Annotated in this window: 18 protein-coding genes and 1 tRNA gene; 12 read left to right on the top strand and 7 right to left on the bottom strand. The window is 65.6% G+C overall.

Annotated features, from left to right (window positions below; translation table 11 throughout):
- Positions 1-17 precede the first annotated feature (17 nt).
- The 7 genes from ACN0RC_RS08695 (at position 18) to ACN0RC_RS08665 (ending at position 9,028) form a co-directional block, all read left to right on the top strand.
- Positions 18-1,544, top strand: coding sequence for an ATP-binding cassette domain-containing protein (locus ACN0RC_RS08695; RefSeq protein ID WP_417510800.1), 1,527 nt, complete (start codon positions 18-20; stop codon positions 1,542-1,544).
- On the top strand, positions 1,541-2,779 hold the full coding sequence (locus ACN0RC_RS08690; RefSeq protein WP_417510798.1) for an ROK family transcriptional regulator: 1,239 nt from the start codon (positions 1,541-1,543) through the stop codon (positions 2,777-2,779). The genes ACN0RC_RS08695 and ACN0RC_RS08690 overlap by 4 nt, the downstream gene beginning before the upstream one ends.
- 82 nt (positions 2,780-2,861) lie before the next feature.
- Entirely contained in the window at positions 2,862-4,442 is a 1,581-nt protein-coding gene (locus ACN0RC_RS08685; RefSeq protein WP_417510796.1) for a UDP-N-acetylmuramoyl-L-alanyl-D-glutamate--2,6-diaminopimelate ligase, read from the top strand.
- A gap of 33 nt (positions 4,443-4,475) precedes the next feature.
- Positions 4,476-6,278 carry an ABC-F family ATP-binding cassette domain-containing protein gene (locus tag ACN0RC_RS08680; RefSeq protein ID WP_417510794.1) on the top strand — a complete coding sequence of 601 codons (1,803 nt, stop codon included), beginning with the start codon at positions 4,476-4,478 and terminating at the stop codon, positions 6,276-6,278.
- 73 nt (positions 6,279-6,351) lie between these two features.
- Positions 6,352-7,251 carry a MetQ/NlpA family ABC transporter substrate-binding protein gene (locus ACN0RC_RS08675; RefSeq protein ID WP_417510792.1) on the top strand — a complete coding sequence of 300 codons (900 nt, stop codon included), beginning with the start codon at positions 6,352-6,354 and terminating at the stop codon, positions 7,249-7,251.
- Between the two features lie 74 nt (positions 7,252-7,325).
- The gene (locus ACN0RC_RS08670) at positions 7,326-8,369 is read left to right on the top strand and encodes a methionine ABC transporter ATP-binding protein (RefSeq protein WP_417510790.1); all 1,044 of its coding nucleotides are present in this window, start codon (positions 7,326-7,328) and stop codon (positions 8,367-8,369) included.
- Positions 8,369-9,028 carry a methionine ABC transporter permease gene (locus tag ACN0RC_RS08665; RefSeq protein WP_417510788.1) on the top strand — a complete coding sequence of 220 codons (660 nt, stop codon included), beginning with the start codon at positions 8,369-8,371 and terminating at the stop codon, positions 9,026-9,028. Before ACN0RC_RS08670 ends, ACN0RC_RS08665 begins: the two co-directional genes overlap by 1 nt.
- A 7-nt stretch (positions 9,029-9,035) precedes the next feature.
- On the opposite strand, the gene ACN0RC_RS08660 is transcribed toward ACN0RC_RS08665, so the two are convergent.
- Genes ACN0RC_RS08660 through ACN0RC_RS08650 form a run of 3 tightly spaced genes read right to left on the bottom strand, consistent with a single transcriptional unit; the run spans position 9,036 to position 11,399 of the window.
- Positions 9,036-9,953 (bottom strand): L,D-transpeptidase, encoded by a 918-nt coding sequence (locus ACN0RC_RS08660; protein ID WP_417510786.1) that lies wholly within the window; start codon positions 9,951-9,953, stop codon positions 9,036-9,038.
- 20 nt (positions 9,954-9,973) lie between these two features.
- Positions 9,974-10,885, bottom strand: coding sequence for a pseudouridine synthase (locus ACN0RC_RS08655; RefSeq protein ID WP_417511136.1), 912 nt, complete (start codon positions 10,883-10,885; stop codon positions 9,974-9,976).
- 19 nt (positions 10,886-10,904) lie between these two features.
- Complete coding sequence (locus ACN0RC_RS08650; RefSeq protein ID WP_417510784.1) at positions 10,905-11,399, bottom strand: MarR family winged helix-turn-helix transcriptional regulator; 495 nt, start codon at positions 11,397-11,399, stop codon at positions 10,905-10,907.
- An 88-nt stretch (positions 11,400-11,487) separates the two neighbouring features.
- On the opposite strand from ACN0RC_RS08650, the gene ACN0RC_RS08645 reads away from it, so the two are divergent.
- The 4 genes from ACN0RC_RS08645 to ACN0RC_RS08630 all read left to right on the top strand — a co-directional run bounded on the left by ACN0RC_RS08645 (position 11,488) and on the right by ACN0RC_RS08630 (position 15,633).
- A tRNA-Gln gene (locus ACN0RC_RS08645) sits at positions 11,488-11,559 on the top strand.
- Between the two features lies 1 nt (position 11,560).
- Positions 11,561-13,009, top strand: coding sequence for a bifunctional UDP-N-acetylglucosamine diphosphorylase/glucosamine-1-phosphate N-acetyltransferase GlmU (gene glmU / locus ACN0RC_RS08640; RefSeq protein WP_417510782.1), 1,449 nt, complete (start codon positions 11,561-11,563; stop codon positions 13,007-13,009).
- An 8-nt stretch (positions 13,010-13,017) separates the two neighbouring features.
- Complete coding sequence (locus tag ACN0RC_RS08635; RefSeq protein ID WP_417510780.1) at positions 13,018-14,052, top strand: ribose-phosphate diphosphokinase; 1,035 nt, start codon at positions 13,018-13,020, stop codon at positions 14,050-14,052.
- A gap of 69 nt (positions 14,053-14,121) precedes the next feature.
- Entirely contained in the window at positions 14,122-15,633 is a 1,512-nt protein-coding gene (locus ACN0RC_RS08630; RefSeq protein WP_417511134.1) for an FAD-dependent oxidoreductase, read from the top strand.
- A gap of 24 nt (positions 15,634-15,657) precedes the next feature.
- Here ACN0RC_RS08630 and ACN0RC_RS08625 read toward each other — a convergent pair whose 3' ends face one another.
- The 4 genes from ACN0RC_RS08625 to ACN0RC_RS08610 form a co-directional block, all read right to left on the bottom strand.
- Positions 15,658-17,133 (bottom strand): sensor histidine kinase, encoded by a 1,476-nt coding sequence (locus tag ACN0RC_RS08625; protein ID WP_417511132.1) that lies wholly within the window; start codon positions 17,131-17,133, stop codon positions 15,658-15,660.
- A gap of 44 nt (positions 17,134-17,177) precedes the next feature.
- Entirely contained in the window at positions 17,178-17,906 is a 729-nt protein-coding gene (locus tag ACN0RC_RS08620) for a response regulator transcription factor (RefSeq protein ID WP_417510778.1), read from the bottom strand.
- Positions 17,907-18,037: 131 nt separating this feature from the next.
- Positions 18,038-19,486, bottom strand: a complete 1,449-nt coding sequence (gene gndA / locus ACN0RC_RS08615; protein WP_417510776.1) for an NADP-dependent phosphogluconate dehydrogenase — start codon at positions 19,484-19,486, stop codon at positions 18,038-18,040.
- A 102-nt stretch (positions 19,487-19,588) separates the two neighbouring features.
- Positions 19,589-19,714 (bottom strand): hypothetical protein, encoded by a 126-nt coding sequence (locus tag ACN0RC_RS08610; RefSeq protein WP_417510774.1) that lies wholly within the window; start codon positions 19,712-19,714, stop codon positions 19,589-19,591.
- Between the two features lie 232 nt (positions 19,715-19,946).
- Between ACN0RC_RS08610 and ACN0RC_RS08605 the strand changes: the two genes are divergently transcribed.
- Positions 19,947-20,558, top strand: a complete 612-nt coding sequence (locus ACN0RC_RS08605; protein ID WP_417510772.1) for a 50S ribosomal protein L25/general stress protein Ctc — start codon at positions 19,947-19,949, stop codon at positions 20,556-20,558.
- The last annotated feature ends 1 nt before the right edge of the window (position 20,559 follow it).

Raw genomic sequence — 20,559 nt, 5'->3', positions numbered from 1 at the left:
CGCAAAGAGGTGGTGCGATGCCCGACACGGTCCTGCGCATGTCGGGTATCACGAAGCGCTTCCGTGGAGTAACGGCGCTCAACGACGTGTCTTTCGCGGTGCGTCGCGGTGAAGTCCACGCGATCTGCGGCGAGAACGGCGCCGGAAAATCGACGCTCATGGAGATCCTCAGCGGCGTGCATCCGCACGGCACATTCGACGGCACGATCCGATTCGACGGGCGAGATATGCAGTTCCGCTCGCTCCCGGAGAGCGAGTCCGAGGGCATCGTCATCGTGCACCAGGAACTGGCGATCGTGCCCCAGCTCTCCATCGCCGAGAACATCTTCCTCGGCCACGAGATGACCAAGTTCGGCCTCGTCGATGACAAGCACACCCACGCTCGCGCTGCTGAGCTCATGGCCAGGGTGGGGCTGCACGAGAGCCCCGCAACGCGGACGAGCGAGCTGGGAATCGGCAAGCAGCAGCTCGTCGAGATCGCGAAAGCGCTGGCCAAAGACGTCAAGCTGCTGATCCTTGATGAACCGACCGCGGCGCTCGGACGCGACGATTCCGAGCGGTTGATGGCGCTGATCGATCGATTCCGGTCGCAGGGGATCACGTGCGTGCTGATCTCGCACAAGCTGCACGAGGTCCTGGACATCGCCGATCGGATCACGGTGCTGCGTGACGGCGCCTCGATTGAGACGATGCGTTGCGACGATCCCGAGACGGATGAGGGGCGGATCATCCGGGCGATGGTGGGGCGCCCGCTCAACGACCTCTTTCCCCCGCGCGAACCCGATATCGGCGACGAGCTTTTCCGCGTTGAGCGATGGACGGTTCACCATCCCGGCGAGCCGGGACGGGTCGTGATTGACGATGTGAACTTCCACGTGAATTCGGGCGAGATCGTGGGAATCGCAGGTCTCATGGGGGCGGGGCGGACCGAGCTCGCGATGAGCATCTTCGGCCGCTCCTACGGCTCAGCGATCACCGGATCGGCGTTCAAACGCGGTGAGCAGATCGAACTGCGCACGATCCAGGAGGCGATCGGTCACGGCATCGCTTACGCCCCCGAGGATCGAAGGCAGGATGGACTCAATCTGCTCGCCTCTGTGCAGACGAGCATCTCCTCGGTGGCGCTGGGACGACTGGCGCACCGGGGCCTCATCGACGAGGTTCGCGAGCGCAAGGTGGCCGAGGCGTACCGCTACAAGATGAACATCAAGACGCCCAGCGTGAGCGCTGCCACCGCCACGCTCTCGGGTGGGAATCAGCAGAAGATCGTGCTGTCGAAATGGATCTTCAGCAACCCGGAGGTGCTCATCCTCGATGAGCCCACCCGCGGCATCGACGTCGGGGCCAAATACGAGATCTACGGCCTGATCAACGAGCTCGCAGCGCAGGGCAAGGCCATCATCGTCATCTCTTCAGAACTCCCCGAGGTGATCGGGCTCTCCGACCGCGTCTACACTCTTGCTGGGGGGCGCATCACCGCCGAAGTGGCCAGGGCTGATGCGACGCAGGAGCGGCTTATGCGATACATGATGGTCACACCATGATGGTCGTGCGCTCACGGATGACCGATCATGATCTCGCGGCGGCGGCAGCGATTCCGGCACGGCCGACAGCGCGGACGACGAACGAAGATGTGCGGCAGCAGAATCTTTCGGCAGTGCTGCGACTTGTGCACGGCCGCGGGGCCCTCTCACGCTCGGAGATCGGTGCGAGAATCGGTCTGACGCGCTCGACCGTGACAGCGCTGGTGCAGGAGCTGCTTGATCTGCAGGTCGTCTGTGAGACATCGGTGAAGCCCACCGGCAGGGCCGGTCGACCATCGTTGGGCGTCGCAGCGGAGGACCACGTCGTCGCGCTGAGCGTGAGCGCCGACCCGCATGCGATCTCGCTGGCTCTGGTGGGCCTGGGCGGAGCGGTGCATTCGCGCGTTCGCCACGACCTCGCCAAGCCTCCGAACCCGAGGCGTTTCGCGCAGCTCACCTCGTCACTGGTCGACGGCATGCGGGCGGACATCGACCGCCACTATCGCCTGGTCGGTGCGGGCGTCGCCGTCCCCGGGCTGGTGGATAACGGCGGGACGGTGCTGCTTTCGCCCTCTCTCGGCTGGCGCCGTGAGAACCTGGCTCACCGCCTCTCGGATGCGATCGGCATGGAGGTGGCTGTCGGCAATGACACCAGCGTCGGCGCAATGGCCGAGACCCGGTTCGGCGTCGGACGAGACGTCGACAACGTCCTCTACCTGAGTGGATCCATGAACGGGATCGGCGGCGGGCTGGTTCTCGATGGGGCGCTGGTGCGCGGCACGTCAGGCTTCGCCGGTGAGTTCGGCCACACCGTCGTCAACACATCCGGTGCGCTCTGCTCGTGCGGGCGCCGCGGGTGCCTTCAGGTTGAGGTGCACCCCGCGAAGGTGCTCGCCCTGCTGGGCAGGCGCGGCCTCGATGAGGATGAACTCGACATCGAGCTCGGACTCGTTCGTGATCCTGTCACCCTCGCCGAGGTGGCAAGGCAAGTCGATGTGCTCTCGGTCGCATTGACGAACTTCGTCAACGCATTCGCGCCGCAGACGGTCATCCTGTCGGGGTATCTCGGTGTACTTCTGGCGACGAGTCGAGAGCGCCTGTCAGCGGCTGTCCGGGTGTACCCGGTGGGCGCGGAGGGGCGCACTGTTCGTCTCGAGCGCGCACATATGCGCTCGCACCTGATGCAGATCGCGCCGGCCGAGCTCGCCTTCGAGCCGCTGCTGGGCGACCCCGTCGCCAGGGCGCCGAGGGTGTAGCCGGGTCGCCGGACAGCGGTGGGGTAAAATTCTCGTTGCTGGCGTTCCTCATGCGCCTCGTAGGTGGAAAGAGGAGACGAAGGTGGCGCTCGCTGAAGAACCGCGCGATATGTCCGCGGCGGTAATCGACCAAGAGTGGCACTTTCGGCCGCGGAACGTGGTCGCTCGCTCGCTCGCCGATGTCGTGGCGCAGTTGTCTGGCGCCAGGATCGAAGGCGATGACTCGGTCCTGCTGACCGGGGTCTCGCTGGATTCGCGAACCATTCTGCCCGGCGATCTCTACGCGGCCGTTCCCGGTGCTCACGCGCACGGCGCGCAGTTCATTCGCGCGGCACTCGATCGCGGTGCACGAGCGGTCATCACCGACGAGGAGGGGCTCGCGCTCGCACATGACCTCGATGTGAATACCATCGTCGTCACCGATGTCCGCAGCCAGCTCGGCGTCGTCGGCGGGGTCCTGTACGGCACGATCGATCATCACCCCCCGCTGTTCGGCGTCACCGGAACCAACGGCAAGACCACGACGACACTCATGATCGCGTCACTGCTGCGTGCGCTCGGCGTCAGCACCGGCACCATCGGCACCATCGGCATCACGGTGGGTGACGAACACGTTCCATCGACCATGACCACGCCTGAGGCTCCTCAGCTGCACGGTCTGATCGCGCGGATGATGGCGAATGAGGTCGGCGCCGCGGTGATGGAGGTCTCATCGCATTCGATGGTTTTCGAACGCACCGCGGGTCTGCGGTTCGCGGTGGCAGGATTCACCAACCTGTCGCCTGATCATCTCGACCTGCACGGCACGATGGATGCGTACTTCGAGGCGAAGAAGGCGCTCTTCGAACCGGAACACACTGAGCGCGCCGTCATCGTCATCGACGATGAGTGGGGCGCGCGCCTGTCTCGCGAGGCCGGGGTCGAAGCCGTCACGCTGAGCACCGATGGTGCGCGAAATGGTGACTGGCACGTCCTCGATGTCGTGCCGGTGGGTGGCGGACACTCCTTCACGCTCGCGCACCGGGACGGCCGCTCGCTGCCAGCAGTCGTCGGAATCGCCGGGCGATTCAACGTGTCGAATGCCGCGCTGGCTCTGGCGATGGTCATTGAAGCGGGCTACGACCTGCAGGCAGTGGCTGCCGCTGTCGAGTCAGACGCGAGACCGCTGTCTCAGACGGTTGAGGGGCGTATGGAGATCGTGAGCACCTCTCCGACTGTGTACGTCGATTTCGCGCACAACCCCGGTGGGCTGATCAGCGTGCTCGAAGCCGTCCAGACGGCTGCGGGTCGCGTCATTCTGGTGTTCGGTGCGGCGGGTGAACGCGACGCGATCAAGCGGGCATCGATGGGAGAGATCGCCGCACAGCACTCCGATATCGCGATCGTGACCGATGACGATCCGCACGCCGAAGACGCGGCTTCGATCCGAGCCCAGGTGCTGGAAGGAGCCCATGCTGAGCGGCGTGATGGCGGCGAAGTGCTCGAGATCTTCCCGCGAGCCGACGCCATCGCCGCGGCGGTCGCGATGGCGGCGCCCGATGACATCGTCGTGATCGCAGGACGCGGCCACGAAACCGTGCAGGATGTCGCCGGCGAGCTGATCGACATCGACGATCGCGAAGAAGTGCGCAAGGCCGTCGCACGGAAAAAGGCAGGCAGTTAGCTTCACCCCGCTCGTGGCGTAGCGTTAGAGGCGATGGCACATCTTCTCGGGGCCGAAGGCCTCCACCTCGAATATCCGACCAAAGTCGTCTTCGACTCGATCACCCTCGGCATCGAGGAGGGCGATCGGATCGGCATCGTCGGTCGCAACGGCGATGGCAAGAGCTCACTGCTCGCGATGCTCGCCGGCCGCAAGGAGCCGGATGCCGGACGCGTGACGATGCGCGCGGGAACGACTGTCGGCGTGCTCGATCAGGCCGACACGCTCGATGACGCGCTGACGATCGCCGAGTCGGTCGTGGGCGATGTGCCCGAGTACGAGTGGGCGGGAGATGCCCGCGTGCGCGATGTTATCCAGGGCCTGCTCGCCGATCTCGCCTGGGATGCCCCCGTCGATGGGCTCAGCGGCGGACAGCGTCGGCGCGTTGCGCTCGCGGCGCTGCTGGTGAAGGACTGGGACATCGTCGCGCTCGACGAGCCGACGAACCATCTCGATGTCGAGGCCATCACGTGGCTTGCGGCGCACCTGAAGAAGCGCTGGGCTGCGAACTCCGGCGCGTTCCTGGTCGTCACGCACGATCGGTGGTTCCTCGACGAGGTCTGCACCGAGACCTGGGAGGTGCACGACCGGATCGTCGAACCCTTCGAAGGCGGGTACGCGGCGTACATCCTGCAACGCGTCGAGCGCGATCGGATGAGCGCTGCCACCGAGGCCAAGCGCCAGAACCTGGCCCGCAAGGAGCTCGCGTGGTTGCGTCGCGGTGCGCCGGCCCGCACGGCCAAGCCGAAATTCCGCATCGACGCGGCGAATGAGCTCATCGCCGATGTGCCCGAGATCCGCGACAAGGTGTCGTTGCAATCGCTGGCCACGACGCGGTTGGGCAAGGACGTCGTCGACCTGCTCGATGCCGGGGTTCGGTACGGTGACCCTTCGACAGGCTCAGGGATCGATGTCTTGAAAGACGTCGAGTGGCGCATCGCGCCGGGGGAGCGCACCGGCATTCTCGGGGTGAACGGAGCGGGCAAGTCGACGCTCCTCGGTCTGGTCGCCGGCACCATCGAGCCGACCAGCGGTGTGGTCAAGCGCGGCAAGACCGTGCAGGTGCGCACGCTGACCCAGCGAATCGATGAGCTCGAGCAGCACTGGAACGACCCGGTGCGCGTCGTCATCTCCGCCCTGCGCACTGAGTACACCTTCGGTGCGGGGGCAAAGGCGCAATCGCTCACGCCCAGTCAGCTGCTCGAACGCCTCGGCTTCGCGTCCGCGCAGCTGTCCACTCCGGTGAAGGACCTCTCCGGCGGCCAGCAGCGCCGACTGCAGCTTCTGCTCGTGCTGCTCGACCAGCCGAACGTGCTGATCCTCGACGAGCCCACCAACGACATGGACACCGACATGCTCGCCGCGATCGAGGATCTCCTCGACTCCTGGTCGGGGACCCTCCTCGTCGTCTCGCACGACAGATACTTCCTCGAGCGCGTCACTGATCAGCAGTACGCCGTCATGGATGGCCGGCTGCGCCATCTGCCGGGCGGAGTGGACGAGTACCTGCGCCTGCGCTCTGCCGAGAAGAACGCGCCCGCGGGCAGCACGAAGGCCGCAGGCCGCACTCCGAAGCTGGATGGTGCGGCTCTGCGCACGGCCCAGAAAGAAGTCGCTGCGCTCGAGCGGAAGATCCAGAAGCTCACTGGGCAGATCGACCGCGCGAAGCACGCGCTCGTCGACCACGACCAGTCCGACTACGAGGGTCTCGGCGAGAAGATGAAGACGATCTCGGCACTCGAGGCAGAGGTCGAAGAGAACGAGATGCGCTGGTTGGAGCTCAGCGAAGAGCTGTGACGCTCTGTGACGTTTCGATTCTGCACAGGAACTCGCGCGGGCGTAATGTAGCCGAGTCCCACCAGGAGGAAACATGTCCCGTCGCACCACGTCCATCATCGCCGCGCTCGTTGCGGTCCCGCTCTTCGTCGCACTCTCCGGCTGCGCGACAGCCGCTGGCGGTGACGCAGGGGGCGGCTCGAACGAGACCGTGAAGATCGGCGTCGTCGGCAAGTCCGATGAGCAGTGGCCCGCATTCGTAGAGGCTGCCGCAGAGGAGGGCATCACCGTCGAGCTGGTCGACTTCGGCTCCTACGAGCAGCCGAACCCGGCGCTGACGGAGGGCGAGATCGACCTCAACCAGTTCCAGCACATCGTGTACCTGGCGCAGTACAACGAGGCTTCGGGTGAGGACCTGACGCCCATCGGCTCCACCGCGATCTACCCGTTGGGCCTGTACTCGCAGAAGTACGACGACGTGAAGGACATCCCCGCGGGCGAGACCGTCGCCGTCCCGGATGATGCCTCCAACCAGGCTCGTGCTCTTCTCGTGCTGCAGTCGGCAGGGCTCATCGAACTCAAGAGCGGCGGCACGATCTTCTCTGACCTCGCAGATGTCGACGAGGCAGCGTCCGAGGTGAAGGTGACCGCGCTCGAGGCAGCGCTCATCCCTACCTCGCTCCCTGATGTCGCAGCCGCGATCATCAATAACGACTTCGTCACCCAGGCGGGCCTGAAGTTCGAAGATGCGATCGCGCAGGACGACCCGAGCGACCCGAATGCCCTCCCGTACGTGAACATCTTCGCTGCACGCGCAGACGATGCCGACAACGAGACCTACCTGAAGCTCGTCGAGATCTTCCAGACCGACCCTGACGTCCAGGCCGGGCTGCTGAAGTCCTCCGGCGATACTGCTGTGGCTCTGCAGACCCCGGTTGCCGACCTCGTCACGTCGTTGGAGACCGTCCAGAAGGACGTCGCAGCGAACAGCTGATCACCACAACGTGAAAGAATCGGGCGGCGCGATCGCGCCGCCCGATTCGTTGTCTGAACCAAGCCGGAGAACCCATGCCGATCGTGACACTCGAGAACGTCTCCAAGGCGTACCCACCGCAGAGCCGTGACGCTCAGCCCACCGTCGCCGTCGACGATGTGTCTCTGTCGGTCGAGAAGGGCGATGTCTTCGGCATCATCGGATACTCGGGGGCAGGCAAGTCCACCCTCGTGCGTCTGATCAATGCGCTCGAGCCGGCCAGCGGCGGCACGATCACGGTCGACGGCACAGACATCACGGCGCTCACCGAGCGCGACCTGCGTCCGGTGCGCAGCGGAATCGGCATGATCTTCCAGCAGTTCAACCTGTTCTCGGCCAAGTCGGTGCGGGCGAACATCGCATATCCCCTCAAGCTCGCCGGTTGGTCGAAGCCCGACGTCGACGAGCGGGTCGCGGAGCTCCTCGCATTCGTCGGCCTCAGCGACAAGGCCAAGGCTTATCCCGAGCAGCTCTCGGGTGGCCAGAAACAGCGGGTGGGGATCGCGAGGGCCCTCGCAACCCGGCCGGCGATCCTCCTCGCCGACGAGGCGACCAGCGCACTCGACCCGCAGACGACCCACGAAGTGCTCGCGCTCCTGAAGCGCGTCAACGAAGAACAGGGCGTCACGATCGTCATCATCACGCACGAGATGGATGTCATTCAGACGATCGCCACGAAGGTCGCCGTGATGGACGCAGGCCGCGTGATCGAACACGGCGATGTCTTCGAAGTGTTCTCGAACCCGCAGCATCCGGCCTCTCAGCGGTTCGTCGGCACGGTGATCAAGGGCATCCCGTCTCCTTCCGAGATCTCCGTGCTGCGGGAACGCCACCGCGGACGCCTCGTCACGTTCTCGTTCCGCGATGGCGATTCGTCGCAGGCGCAGGTCTTCCTCGATCTCGCTGCGGCAGGGCTCGAGTTCGAGCTGATCTACGGAGGCATCAATGACATCCGCGGTCGGGCGTTCGGGCATCTCACGCTCGCGATCCGCGGGGATGATGCCACCGTCGACGCGGCGCTCGCGAAGATACGCGCTCACGCCACAGTGACCGACATCTCTGCAGGGGAGGCCCGCTGATGGATCGTCTCTTCGAACTTCAGGGAGAATTCTGGGCGGCCGCGGTCGAGACCCTCTACATGACCTCGTACGCGCTCGTGCTCGGCGGCGTGCTCGGTCTGATCATCGGCGTCGCCACCTATGCGACTCGCGCCGGCGGCGTGCTGCCCAGCCGCCCGATCTACGGGGTTGTGAACCTCTTCATCAACTTCTTCCGGCCGATTCCATTCGTGATCTTCCTGGCCGTGCTGCAGCCGTTCACGCGTGCCGTGATCGGCACGGGAATCGGAATCACCGCGGGTGCGTTCGCGATCGGCATCGCCGCGTCCTTCGCCATCGGCCGCATCGTCGAGCAGCACCTCATCTCTGTCCCCACCGGCGTAATCGAGGCAGCGCGTGCGATGGGGGCTGGCCCCTGGCGTATCCTGCTCACCATCGTCATCCCCGAAGCCCTCGGGCCCCTCATCCTCGGTTACACATTCATCGTCGTGGCGATCATCGACATGACGGCGATGGCGGGACTGATCGGCGGTGGCGGGCTCGGCGCATTCGCGCAGATCTACGGCTTCCGTCAGTTCGAGCCGGTGGTCATGTGGGCAGCGATCGTGCTCATCGTCGTATTCGTGCACCTCGTGCAGGTGCTGGGAACGTGGCTGGCCCGCCGCGTGATGCGTCGCTGACGAGGAGTCAGGGGCGGATGCTGACGCCGGTGCCCGCCGGCAGCTCGGCGAGCCCGGTGATCGCTGCCTCATCAAGCCGGATGCAGCCGTTCGAGATGGCTCCGGTGCGCTCATCGTGATAGTGGAACGCCGTCACCGCGACATCCTGCCCGCCGAAACCGTCGAGGGTCGGGGACTGGAGCGAGAGGTACACGGTAGGCAATCCCCGCGCGTACTCGAAAGAGGTCACCTCGGTCAGATGGATGAAGGAGCGGCCGAGCGGCGTCGGAGTCTGGTCGGTGCCCCACGCGAAGTCTGAGGCGATCCGTTCGGGAACCCCCGCACGGACGATATCGATCGTGCGCGCAGAGATGCTCACCTCGACGGTGACGTCTATCGGAGCGAGCTCGATGTCTGTGGTGCGCAGCCATCCGGTCAGCTGCGCAGGGTTCCCCGCAGAGGGGATGCCCTGGCGACCGGTGAGGAGAACGTGCACCCAGTCGTTCTGCTTCTCGATCACCGCGACAGTGGTACCGCCGTAGCGGTATTCGCGGGGGAGCGCGGCCACGGGGTCGCCGAGCGGGTCCGCCCAGATCGGTGCGAGATCGGCGAGGGGGCGGGCGGTGTAACCCGCGAAGGATGCGTGTGGTTCAGCATCCACAGGCAGCTGCGGCAGCACGGCGAACACGTTCGCCTGCGGGAGTGCTGTGGCGTCGTAGACCGCGTGATTCGCGGGAAACCCCGTGGGCGCGGGCGACGGCGTGGGCGTCGGACTGCTGAGCTCTGCGGTCGACGCAGATCTTGCGGCGGGCGTGGCATCCGTTCGCGACCAGACGACGACGGCGACGATCGCAATAACGACCGCAATGACGACCACGGAGCCGAGCCCGATGAGCGCCCCGGCCCGGGCGCCTGGCTTTCGCGTCGGATGCTCCTGATCGCTCACGAGGCCTCCTCCGAGTGGTTTCATCGAGGAGCGTAGTCCAGTCTCCTGCGGGAGATGAACTCGCGCTCGGCTCCGGAAAGCGGATCGACGAAGCGCAGTTCTCTCGCGAGCAGCTGCAGCGGCCGCTCATGATCGTCCGGCTTCTCATCGGTGAGGATCGGGTACAGGTTGTCGTGCAGGATGCCCAGACCGATACTGGCGAGGTGCACGCGCAACTGGTGCATCTTGCCGGTGTGCGGATGCAGCAGCGTGTGCACGACCTGATCATCGGCGGCGATCAGCTCGATGAGCGTCTCGGAGTTCGGTTCGCGCTCGGTGTCGACCGCTACGCAGACCTGGGCGCGCAGCTTCTCGATGTGCAGGCGCACCGTGCGAGGGAGGTCGTTCTGCCAACCCTCGGGGCGTGCGGATACCGCTTCGTAGACCTTCTCGATCGAACGGCGCTGGAAGAGCGTCTGATACGCGCCCCTGGTCACCGGGCGGGCCGAGAACATCAGGAGCCCTGCGGTGGCTCGGTCCAGGCGGTGGATGGGCGCCAGGTCAGCGTTGTCGAGAAGTCGGCGAAGACGTACCAGCGCGGAGTTCTGCACGTACTTGCCTGCCGGGGTGCTGGGGAGGAAATGCGGCTTGTCGATGACCACCAGATCATGATCCTGGTGCAGGATCTCGATCTCGAACGGAATGTGCGTCTCGACGGGAGGCTCGCGGTAATACCAGATGAACTCCTCTGCATCGAGAGGGGTGTCACGAGTGAGCGCAGAGCCGTCGAAGGCGACGATCTCGCCGCGGTCGAAGCGCGCGAGCAGCCACTGTGGATCGAGATGGAAGAATCGCTCGATCATGTAGGCGCTGGCGGTGGGCCAGGGGCCGGAGCTCGGCAGGTGCAGGCGGGTGGCGCCGACCCCGTCGCGGATGGGCAGTGGAGATCGCATCGCCATCAGGAGGCCACCGTCACGAGTCGAAGCTCAGGCTGAGCTTGCGCAGCAGCGCAGCCATCCGCTCGCGGTCGGGGCGAGAGAGAGCCTGCAGCAGGTCCGCCTCGACGTCGACGAGGCGGGTGATGGCCGCATCCACGCGGATCTGTCCGTCATCGGTGAGGGTGACCAGCACACTGCGGCCGTCGCCCGGATCCGACTCTCGTCGTACGAACCTTCGCCCTACCAGGCGATCGATCCGGTTGGTCATGGTGCCGCTGGAGACGAGCGTCTGCTGCAGGAGCTGCTTGGGCGAGAGCTGGAACGGCGCACCTGCTCGGCGAAGGGCCGAGAGCACATCCCATTCCCAGTGTTCCAGATCACTGCGGCGGAACACGTCGCGACGTGCCCGATCCAGATGCTTGGAAAGGCGATCCATGCGCGAGAGCACCTCGAGCGGGGAGAAGTCGAGATCAGGGCGCTGCGTGTTCCACGCGCCGACGATCCGGTCGACCTCATCCACTTCGCTCATCTCCCCATTATCCAGTGCCGATGTTGATGGCGTCGCCGGAGCCGTTGACCGTGGCAGACTTGTCTAGGGCGTCTGCCGGACGCCGCAGTCCGCCGTAGTGTAATGGCAGCACGACAGCCTTTGGAGCTGTTAAGTCCAGGTTCGAGTCCTGGCGGCGGAGCATGACCGAGAACAGACTCGCTATTGTCGTCCTTGCGGCAGGCCAGGGCACGCGCATGAAGTCCCGACTGCCCAAGGTCCTGCACCCGATAGCCGGGCGCCCGCTCGTCGGCCACGTGCTGACCACGGCGGCTCACCTCGGCGCGGAGCACATCGAGGTCGTGGTCCGTCACGAGCGCGACCGCGTCGTCGAGATGCTCACTCAGAGCTACCCCGATGCCGTGATCGTCGATCAAGACGAGGTGCCCGGCACAGGGCGTGCTGTGCAGGTCGCGCTCGACGCGCTTCCCGACGAGTTCGAGGGCGACGTTCTCGTGCTTTCCGGCGATGTCCCACTTCTCGAGGCCGACACCCTGCGGGCGCTCATCGATGCGCACCGTGGTGCTGCGGCATCCGCCACCATCCTCAGCGCGCTTCTCGATGACCCGACCGGGTACGGTCGCATCATCCGCGACGGCAGCGGAGCGGTCGCACGCATCGTCGAGCAGAAGGATGCCAGCGCAGAAGAAGCAGCGGTCACCGAGATCAACTCCGGCGTCTACGTGTTCCGGGCCACCGCACTGCGTCACTTCTTGACGCGGATCGACCAGAACAACGCCCAGGGTGAGCTCTATCTCACCGACGTCATCGGTCTGCTCCGCGGTGCGGACGAGACCGTTGCCGCAGAGATCGCCGCCGACGCTCCCGCGACATTCGGCATCAACGACCGTGTGCAGCTGGCGGCGGCCGGCCGCGTGCTCAACGACCGCATCGTTCGTCGCTGGCAGCGCGAAGGCGTCACGATCGTCGACCCGGCAACGACCTGGATCGATGATGATGCGAAGCTCGCACCCGACGTGACGCTCCTGCCGAACACCTACATCGCCGGCGCGACGGTCGTCGAGTCGGGCGCCGTGATCGGTCCGGATACCTCGCTGCTGGATTGCGAGGTCGGTGAGGATGCCGTCATCCGCCGTTCTGACGCGACACTCGCCGTGATCGGTGCGGGCGCCACCGTCGGGCCCTTCGCGTACATCCGCCCCGGCACGACGCTGGGAGCCAACGGCAAGATCGGCACCTTCGTCGAGACGAAGAATTCGCAGATCGGCGAGGGCAGCAAGGTTCCGCACCTGTCGTACATCGGCGACACGACGATCGGTGCGCGAGTCAACCTCGGCGCAGGCGCGATCACCGCGAACTACGACGACATCGCCAAGCACCGCACCGAAATCGGCGACGAGGTGCACACCGGGTCGCACAACGTCTTCGTGGCGCCGGTTAGGATTGGTGCTGGTGCGAAGACTGGAGCGGGAGCGGTCGTCCGCAAGGATGTTCCCGCGGGTGCTCTGGCCTTGAGTGTCGCCCCTCAGCGAAATGTCGAGGGGTGGGTCGAGAAGAATCGGGCGGGTACCGGCGCGGCAGCTGCCGCGGCTCGGGCCAGCGAAGCGTCAGTCAACAAAACTGCAGAGTAAGGCAGGTCATGGGGCACAAGAAGAAGACCGTTGCACTGGATCGGGACAACGGCGTTGCCCCCGGCATCATCGCCAAGACGAAGAAGCGCCTCGTCGTCGCCGGAGGTCGCTCGCACCCTGAGCTGACTGCGGCTGTCGCGAAGGCGCTCGGAACGCAGGCGGCGCCCGTCGAACACCGCACCTTCGCCTCGGGGGAGATCTACGCTCGCTACGAGGTCTCGATCCGCGGAACAGACCTGTTCATCGTGCAGACCTTCGGCGAGCCGGTCAATGAGTGGCTCATGGAGACGCTCATCATGATCGACGCGGCCAAGCGCGCCTCGGCGAAGCGCATCACCGTCGTCGCCCCCTATTTCCCATACTCGCGTCAGGACAAGAAGGGTCGTGGCCGCGAGCCGATCAGCGCACGCCTGGTCGCGGACCTGCTCAAGACCGCGGGCGCTGACCGCATCATGAGCGTGGATCTGCACGCCGCGCAGATCCAGGGCTTCTTCGATGGTCCGGTTGATCACCTGTTCGCAAAGCCCGTGCTGCTCGAGCACTTCCGCGAGAACCTGACGGAAGAAGACCACGAGACGCTCACCATCGTCTCGCCCGACATGGGCCGTGTGCGCGTCGCCGACACCTGGTCGGACAGCCTCGACGCACCGCTGGCGATCATTCACAAGCGTCGCGACCCGAAGGTCGCGAACCAGGTCTCTGTGCACGAGATCGTCGGAACCGTCAAGGACCGCACGTGTCTGCTCGTCGATGACATGATCGACACCGGCGGAACGATCGTCAAGGCAGCGCAGGCGCTGAAGGCCAGCGGTGCACGCCGCGTCATCGTCGCAGCGACGCACGCCATCTTCAGCGATCCGGCGAGCCAGCGGCTTCAGGACGACGCGATCGATGAGGTCGTCATCACCGACACGATCCCGCTGACCGCATCGCGTCAGTGGGATGGTCTCACGATTCTGCCGATCGCTCCGCTGCTCGCCCGCGCCATCCACGAGGTGTTCGAAGACGGCTCGGTGACCAGCATGTTCGGTGGCGACGCGTAGTCCTTTGATGTTGTGATCTCATTCGCCTCCCTGCGTCAGCGGGTGCTCGCCGTTCTCGGCGCCGTGTCGATGTATCGGCTGGCGCTGTACGGTCTCGGGCTTCTGGCTCTGATCGCGCTGGTGCTGTCGCTGTTCGATCTGGTCTCGCCTGCTCCGATCGAGCTGGTCGCCTCGTACGTCGTTCTCGCGGCGGTGATCTCGGCTGTGGATGCCGCGGCGCAGCGACTGCTGCACATGCCGTGGCGCGTGGAGTCGTCGCTGGTCACCGCGCTGGTGCTGCTGTTCGTGATGCAGCCCGGTGCGAACGGGCCGGCGCTGTTCGGTCTTGCACTGGCGGGTGCGCTCGCAAGCCTCTCGAAGTACCTCATCGCATGGCGTGGACGCCACATCTTCAACCCCGCGGCATTCGGCGCGGCGGTGGTGTCGATCGTCGGCGCGCTCGGAGCCTTCGAATGGCTCGGCACTTCGGCATCCTGGTGGGTAGGAACGCCCGTGATGACGGGACCGGTGGCGCTCGTCGGCCTCACGATCCTGTGGCGCGTCGAGAAGGTGCGCGCCGTGCTGGTGTTCCTGCTCATCGCCGTGGGAACCTCGGTGGTGCGCCAGGCCGTCCAGGCCCCGCAGCTCGGCGGCGAATTCGAGCTGTCTGCAGCGCTGTTCACCGCGGTGCTGCAGTCGCCCTTCCTCTTCCTCGGGATCTTCATGGTCGCCGAGCCCCTGACGAGCCCACCGCGCCGCTGGCAGCAGTTCTGGGTCGCTGGTGTCGTGGGAGTCCTCGCGGGCTGGCCGATCATCATCGGCGACCTGTTCACCCTTGGGCAGGAACGGGCGATGCTGATCGGCAACCTGCTCGCGCTCACCTTCGCCCTGCGCGGGTCCGTGCGACTGATCCTCGAGAGGCGCGAGTTCATCACTCCGACCGCCCAGGAGCTCACCTTCAGGGTCCGAGGTGTGTTGCGATTCCTGCCCGGTCAGTATCTCGAGCTCGACGTCCCACATCACCGCCCTGATGCTCGTGGCACCCGGCGCGAGTTCAGCATCGTGTCTGCTCCGGCAGATCTTCCGGTGCTTCGCATCGCGTACAAGAACGGCGATCAGAAGCATCCCTCGTCTTATAAGCGCGCGCTGGCCCTGGCAGAGCCGGGCACCGTCCTCGCCGTCACCGGCACCTGGGGCGACTTCCTGCTCCCGAAGGGCGACGCGCCCGTCCTCATGGTGGCGGCCGGCATCGGCGTCACACCGTTCGTCTCGCAGTTGCGCCAGCTCCAGGCTGATGGCGTCTCCCGTGACATCGTCCTCGTGTACGTAGCGTCGGAGGCCGTCGAGCTGGCATTTCGGGCCGAGTTGGAAGCGACCGGCGTGCCGACGATCGTCTTCACTCGCGATGAGCCGGCCGATCTTCCCGCGCACTGGACGTGGGCGCAGGGCACCCGCCTTGACGCAACGGGACTCGAGCGTGCGGTTTCTGACATCGCCGCACGGCACGCCTTCATCTCGGGCCCGCCGCGGCTGCTCGCCGATCTCGCGCCCGCGCTGCAGAAAACGCATTCAGTGACGACAGACGCCTTCGCGGGCTACTGAAGGGCGTGGGGCGGCTGTGCCGACTCAGACGCCGGATGCTGCGCGCGCGGGGAACCGGACCATGAACGTCGTATCTCCCGGCTGAGACTCCACCGAGATCGTGCCCTGATGGCCCTCGACGATGGCCTTGGCGATCGCGAGTCCGAGACCCGTCCCGCCGGTCTGCCGGGCGCGAGAGCTGTCGCCACGGGCGAAGCGGGCGAACAGCTCGTCACGGACCCCCGGATCGATCCCGGGCCCGTCATCGTGCACGCGGATGACCGCCTCGTCGCCCTCCTGCGTCACGCTCAGGGTGATCTGCGTGCCCACCGGAGTGTGCGTCCTGGCATTCGCCAGGAGGTTCGTGACCACCTGGTGCACGCGCCCCGCATCGCCTGACATCACCACAGGCTCTTCGGGGACGTCGATGCTCCAGACGTGTTCGGGGGCGGTGGGTCGCGCGTCGGAGATGCTCTCCAGGGCGAGCTGGGTGAGATCGATGGTGCTGTAGACGAGTTCCTGCCCCTCGTCGAGACGGGCGAGCAGCAGCAGGTCCTCCACGAGCCGCGTCATGCGCAGAGACTGCGCCTGAATGCGCTCGAGGGCGGTTTCCGTGCCGCTCGCATCCATCTCGGCATCCGATGCCTGAGCCTGGTGGAGAGAGCGAAGCGACAGCTCCGAATAGCCGCGGATGGATGCCAGGGGAGTGCGGAGTTCGTGGCTGGCGTCTGCGACGAACTTGCGCATCCGCTCCTCGTTGCGCTGGCGCGCGGCGAGTGAGTCGTTCACGTGGTCGAGCAGTTTGTTGAGCGATGCGCCCACGAGGCCCGTTTCGGTGCGGGGATCGGCTTCGGCGTCGGGAACCCGTTCGGTGATCTCGACCTCACCGCGGTCGAGAGGCTGGTTGGCCACGCGCGTGGCAGTTCCCGCCACCGCGCGCAATGGCCGGAGGCTGAATCTGATCGTGACCGCCGTCGTCAGCGCGAGCAGGATCAGCCCGCCGAAGGTGGCGAGGGTGATCACCGTCAGAAGCTGCGCCAGGGTGCTCTGGATGGCATCTCGAGGCAGGCCGGTGACGACGGAGATCTTGTCGGAGAACTGCGTCACCGATGTCTGAGTGACGGTCAACTGGTACGTGCCGCTGCCGGGTCCATCCAGAGCGATGACGCCGTCGGGGTGCCCGCGGAGAGCCGCATCGATGGCGACGAGCTGCGACTCTGTGAGGTCGCGCACTTCACCGGAGCCGTTCACTTGAATGCCGCTCGCGCCGTCTTCGGTGGCGATGGCCAGCAGCATGCCGGTGGCAGGAGGTGCGACGTTCTCCATCGCGGCCTGAGCAGTCAGCGGCACGTTGCGGACTGCCGCGGGGATAGAGGCCTGTGTGACGAGGCTCGTCGCCCGGATGGATAGCGACTTGACCTGCTCGGCCAGCTGCCCCTCAAGGGCTGTGCCGAGCGTCGCGCTTGTGATCACGGCGACGATGATGAGGATCAGCGACACGAAACCGATCACCGCGGTCATCAGCCGCGCCTGAAGGGTCCAGGGCCGAGACGGACCGGCTTCGGTCACTGCGGCGCCTTGATCATGTAACCGACACCGCGCACCGTGTGCAGCAGGGGAGTGCGGCCGGCATCGATCTTCTTGCGGAGGTAGGAGATGTAGAGCTCGACGACTGACGACTTTCCGCCGAAGTCATAGCTCCACACCCGATCGAGGATCTGAGCCTTCGAGAGGACTCGACGTTCATTGCGCATGAGGTAGCGCAGCAGTTCGAACTCCGTCGCGGTCAGCTCGATCTCGGTGCCGTCGCGCTCGACTTCGTGACTGTCCTCATTCAGTGTGAGATCGCCCACTCGCAGAATCGACTGGCCCTCGTCAGATGAGGCAAGACCTGTGCGACGGATGACCGCGCGCAGCCGGGCGATGACCTCTTCCAGGCTGAACGGCTTGGTGACGTAGTCGTCGCCACCGGCGGTGAGGCCGGCGATCCGGTCACCGACGGCGTCTTTCGCTGTCAGGAACAGCACCGGAACGAGGTTTCCGGACTCGCGAAGACGGCGCAGCACGCTCATGCCATCGAGGTCCGGCATCATGATGTCGAGCACCAGAGCATCCGGCTCGAACTCGCGCGCCACCTGCAGGGCCTCGAGCCCGGAAGATGCCGTGCGCACCTCCCAGCCCTCCATGCGCAGAGCCATCGCCAGCAGGTCAGTGAGCATCTGCTCGTCATCCACGGCGAGGATGCGAAGAGGGGAGCCATCCGGGCGGTGCAGTTCGGGCTGATCAGCGGTCATGCACCCATTCTGTGGAATCTCCTATGGAGTTTCTATGGAGAATGCTGTGCGCCTACTGGGAATGCGCAAGCCTCGAACGAGAAGGAGGGCTGGGAATCTCGCGATTCCCAGCCCTCATGTTGACTGTGTGATCAGTGCGTGTCTTCTGCTTCGATTTCGGTGCGGTCGCCCGACCAGAGCGTGTGGAAGGTGCCTTCCTTGTCGATGCGCTTGTAGGTGTGCGCACCGAAGAAGTCGCGCTGCCCCTGTACGAGGGCTGCCGGCAGGCGGTCAGCGCGGAGGCCGTCGTAGTACGACAGCGACGAGCTGAATGCGGGGGCGGGGATGCCGGCGGTCGCCGCAGCGATGACGACGCGACGCCAGGATGCTCCGGCGCGAGTGATCGCCTCAGCGAAGTAGGGCGCGGTCAGCAGTGCGGGCAGCTCGGGTGCCTCGTCGTACGCGTCAGCGATGCGGTTGAGGAACTGCGCGCGGATGATGCAGCCGCCGCGCCAGATCTTCGATACCGCTCCGAGGTCGATGTTCCAGTCGTACTCGGTAGCACCGGCGCGGATCTCGTCGAACCCCTGCGAGTACGCGACGATCTTCGAGGCGTACAGCGCGAGCCGGACATCTTCGATGAATGCGTCGACGTCATCGACCTGGAACTCTTCTGCAGGACCGGGGAGTCCCGCAGCGACCGCGCGCTGCTCGGGGTGGGACGAGAGCGAGCGGGCGAACGTCGCCTCGGCGATTCCCGAGACAGGAACGCCGAGAGAGAGCGCGGTCTGCACGGTCCATGCGCCGGTGCCCTTGGCACCGGCCTGGTCGAGGATGACATCTACGAGAGGCTTGCCGGTCTCCGCATCCACCTGGCGGAGGACCTCAGCGGTGATCTCGATCAGGTACGACTCGAGTTCGCCGGCGTTCCACTCGGCGAAGATGTCGGCGATCTCGGCAGGCGTCTTGCCGGTGCCGCGGCGGATGAGATCGTACGCCTCGGCGATGAGCTGCATGTCGGCGTACTCGATGCCGTTGTGGACCATCTTCACGAAGTGTCCGGCACCGTCGTGGCCGATGTGCGTGACGCAGGGCTCGCCCTCGGCGACCGCGGCGATCGACTTCAGGATCGGCCCGAGCGTGACCCAGGACTCATCCGAACCGCCGGGCATAATGCTCGGGCCGAGGAGAGCGCCCTCTTCGCCGCCGGAGATTCCTGCGCCCACGAAGTTGATGCCCGTCTCACGGACGGCCTTCTCGCGGCGGATGGTGTCGGGGAAGTAGGCGTTGCCTCCGTCGACGATGATGTCGCCGGGCTCGAACACCGCGGTGAGCGAATCGATCACTGCATCGGTCGGGCCGCCGGCCTTGACCATGATGATCGCGGTGCGCGGCTTCGCCAGGGAGTCAGCGAACTCCTGGTACGAGAACGCGGGAACGAAACCGGCTTCGGGGTGCGCGGCGAGCAGCTCATCCGTCTTCGAGCGGCTGCGGTTGAGCACCGCGACCGTGTTTCCCTCACGTGAGGCGAGGTTGCGGGCCAGATTCGAACCCATGACGGCGAGTCCAACGACTCCGATATTCGCAGATGCTTCGGGCACAGATTGCTCCTCGATCGTGAAGGGGGGACGACTTCAGATTATCGCTGTGGCGAGGAGGTGTCGCATTCGTGACGACAGACGTCAGTGATGCGGCCCGAGATGTCAGTCCTTGCGGTAGCTGGTGCGTCCCATCGCGAACAGAGCGCCGACGGTGCAGACGGTGGCGCCGAGCGCCATCGCGCCGATGAGCCACAGGATCACGTGTGAGAGGAATGCGCCGTCGATCATGTCGGACTCCGATTTCTGGGTGTTGTCTGCGTAAGTGGAGGACTGTTTTCAGCCTACCGCGTGATCGGGTACCATAGAGGAGTTCCTCGGCGAGGGATGCTTCGCGTGCGCGGCATCCGTAATCGACGCGGCGAATCCAGCCTCGTGGCTATTTCGCACGTCTGCGTCCGGGAAGCCGACCATCAGACCACCACGCGGCGAGCAATTCGCCGTGTGCCCCGAAGGAGAACCAATGTCTCAGGACACCAAGGTCCACGCCGAGGTACGCGAACAGTTCGGCAAGGGCTTCGCCCGTCGTCTGCGCGCAGCCGGCAAGATCCCCGCCGTCATCTACGGCCACGGCACCGACCCGGTGCACGTTGCGCTTCCCGGCCACCAGGTCTCGCTCATCATCCGCCGCGCCAACGCGCTGCTCGAGCTCGATGTCGATGGCAAGGACCACCTCGCGCTCGTCAAGGACGTTCAGCGTGACCCGGTGCGCCAGATCATCGAGCACATCGACCTCCTCGTCGTGAAGAAGGGCGAGAAGGTTCACGTCGAGGTTCCGATCTTCACCGTCGGCGAGTCCTTCTCGGGCACGATCGTGACGAACGAGGTCAACACGATCCGTCTCGAGGTCGAGGCAACGCACATCCCTCAGCACATCGAGGTTTCGGTCGAGGGTCTCGTCGAGGGCACCCACATCACCGCAGCCGACGTCAAGCTGCCCAAGGGCGCAGCTCTCCTGGACGACCCGGAGCTGCTGCTCCTCGCCGTCTCGGTGCCGGCAGCAGAGGTCGAGTCCTCTGCGGACGCTGACGCCGCTGAGGCCGCAGCTCCCGCCGAAGAGGCCGCTGCAGAGTAAG

It is taken from the genome of Microbacterium sp., from assembly GCF_048259935.1.
Lineage (GTDB): Bacteria > Actinomycetota > Actinomycetes > Actinomycetales > Microbacteriaceae > Microbacterium.
This window is presented reverse-complemented; position numbering and strand designations above follow the sequence as displayed.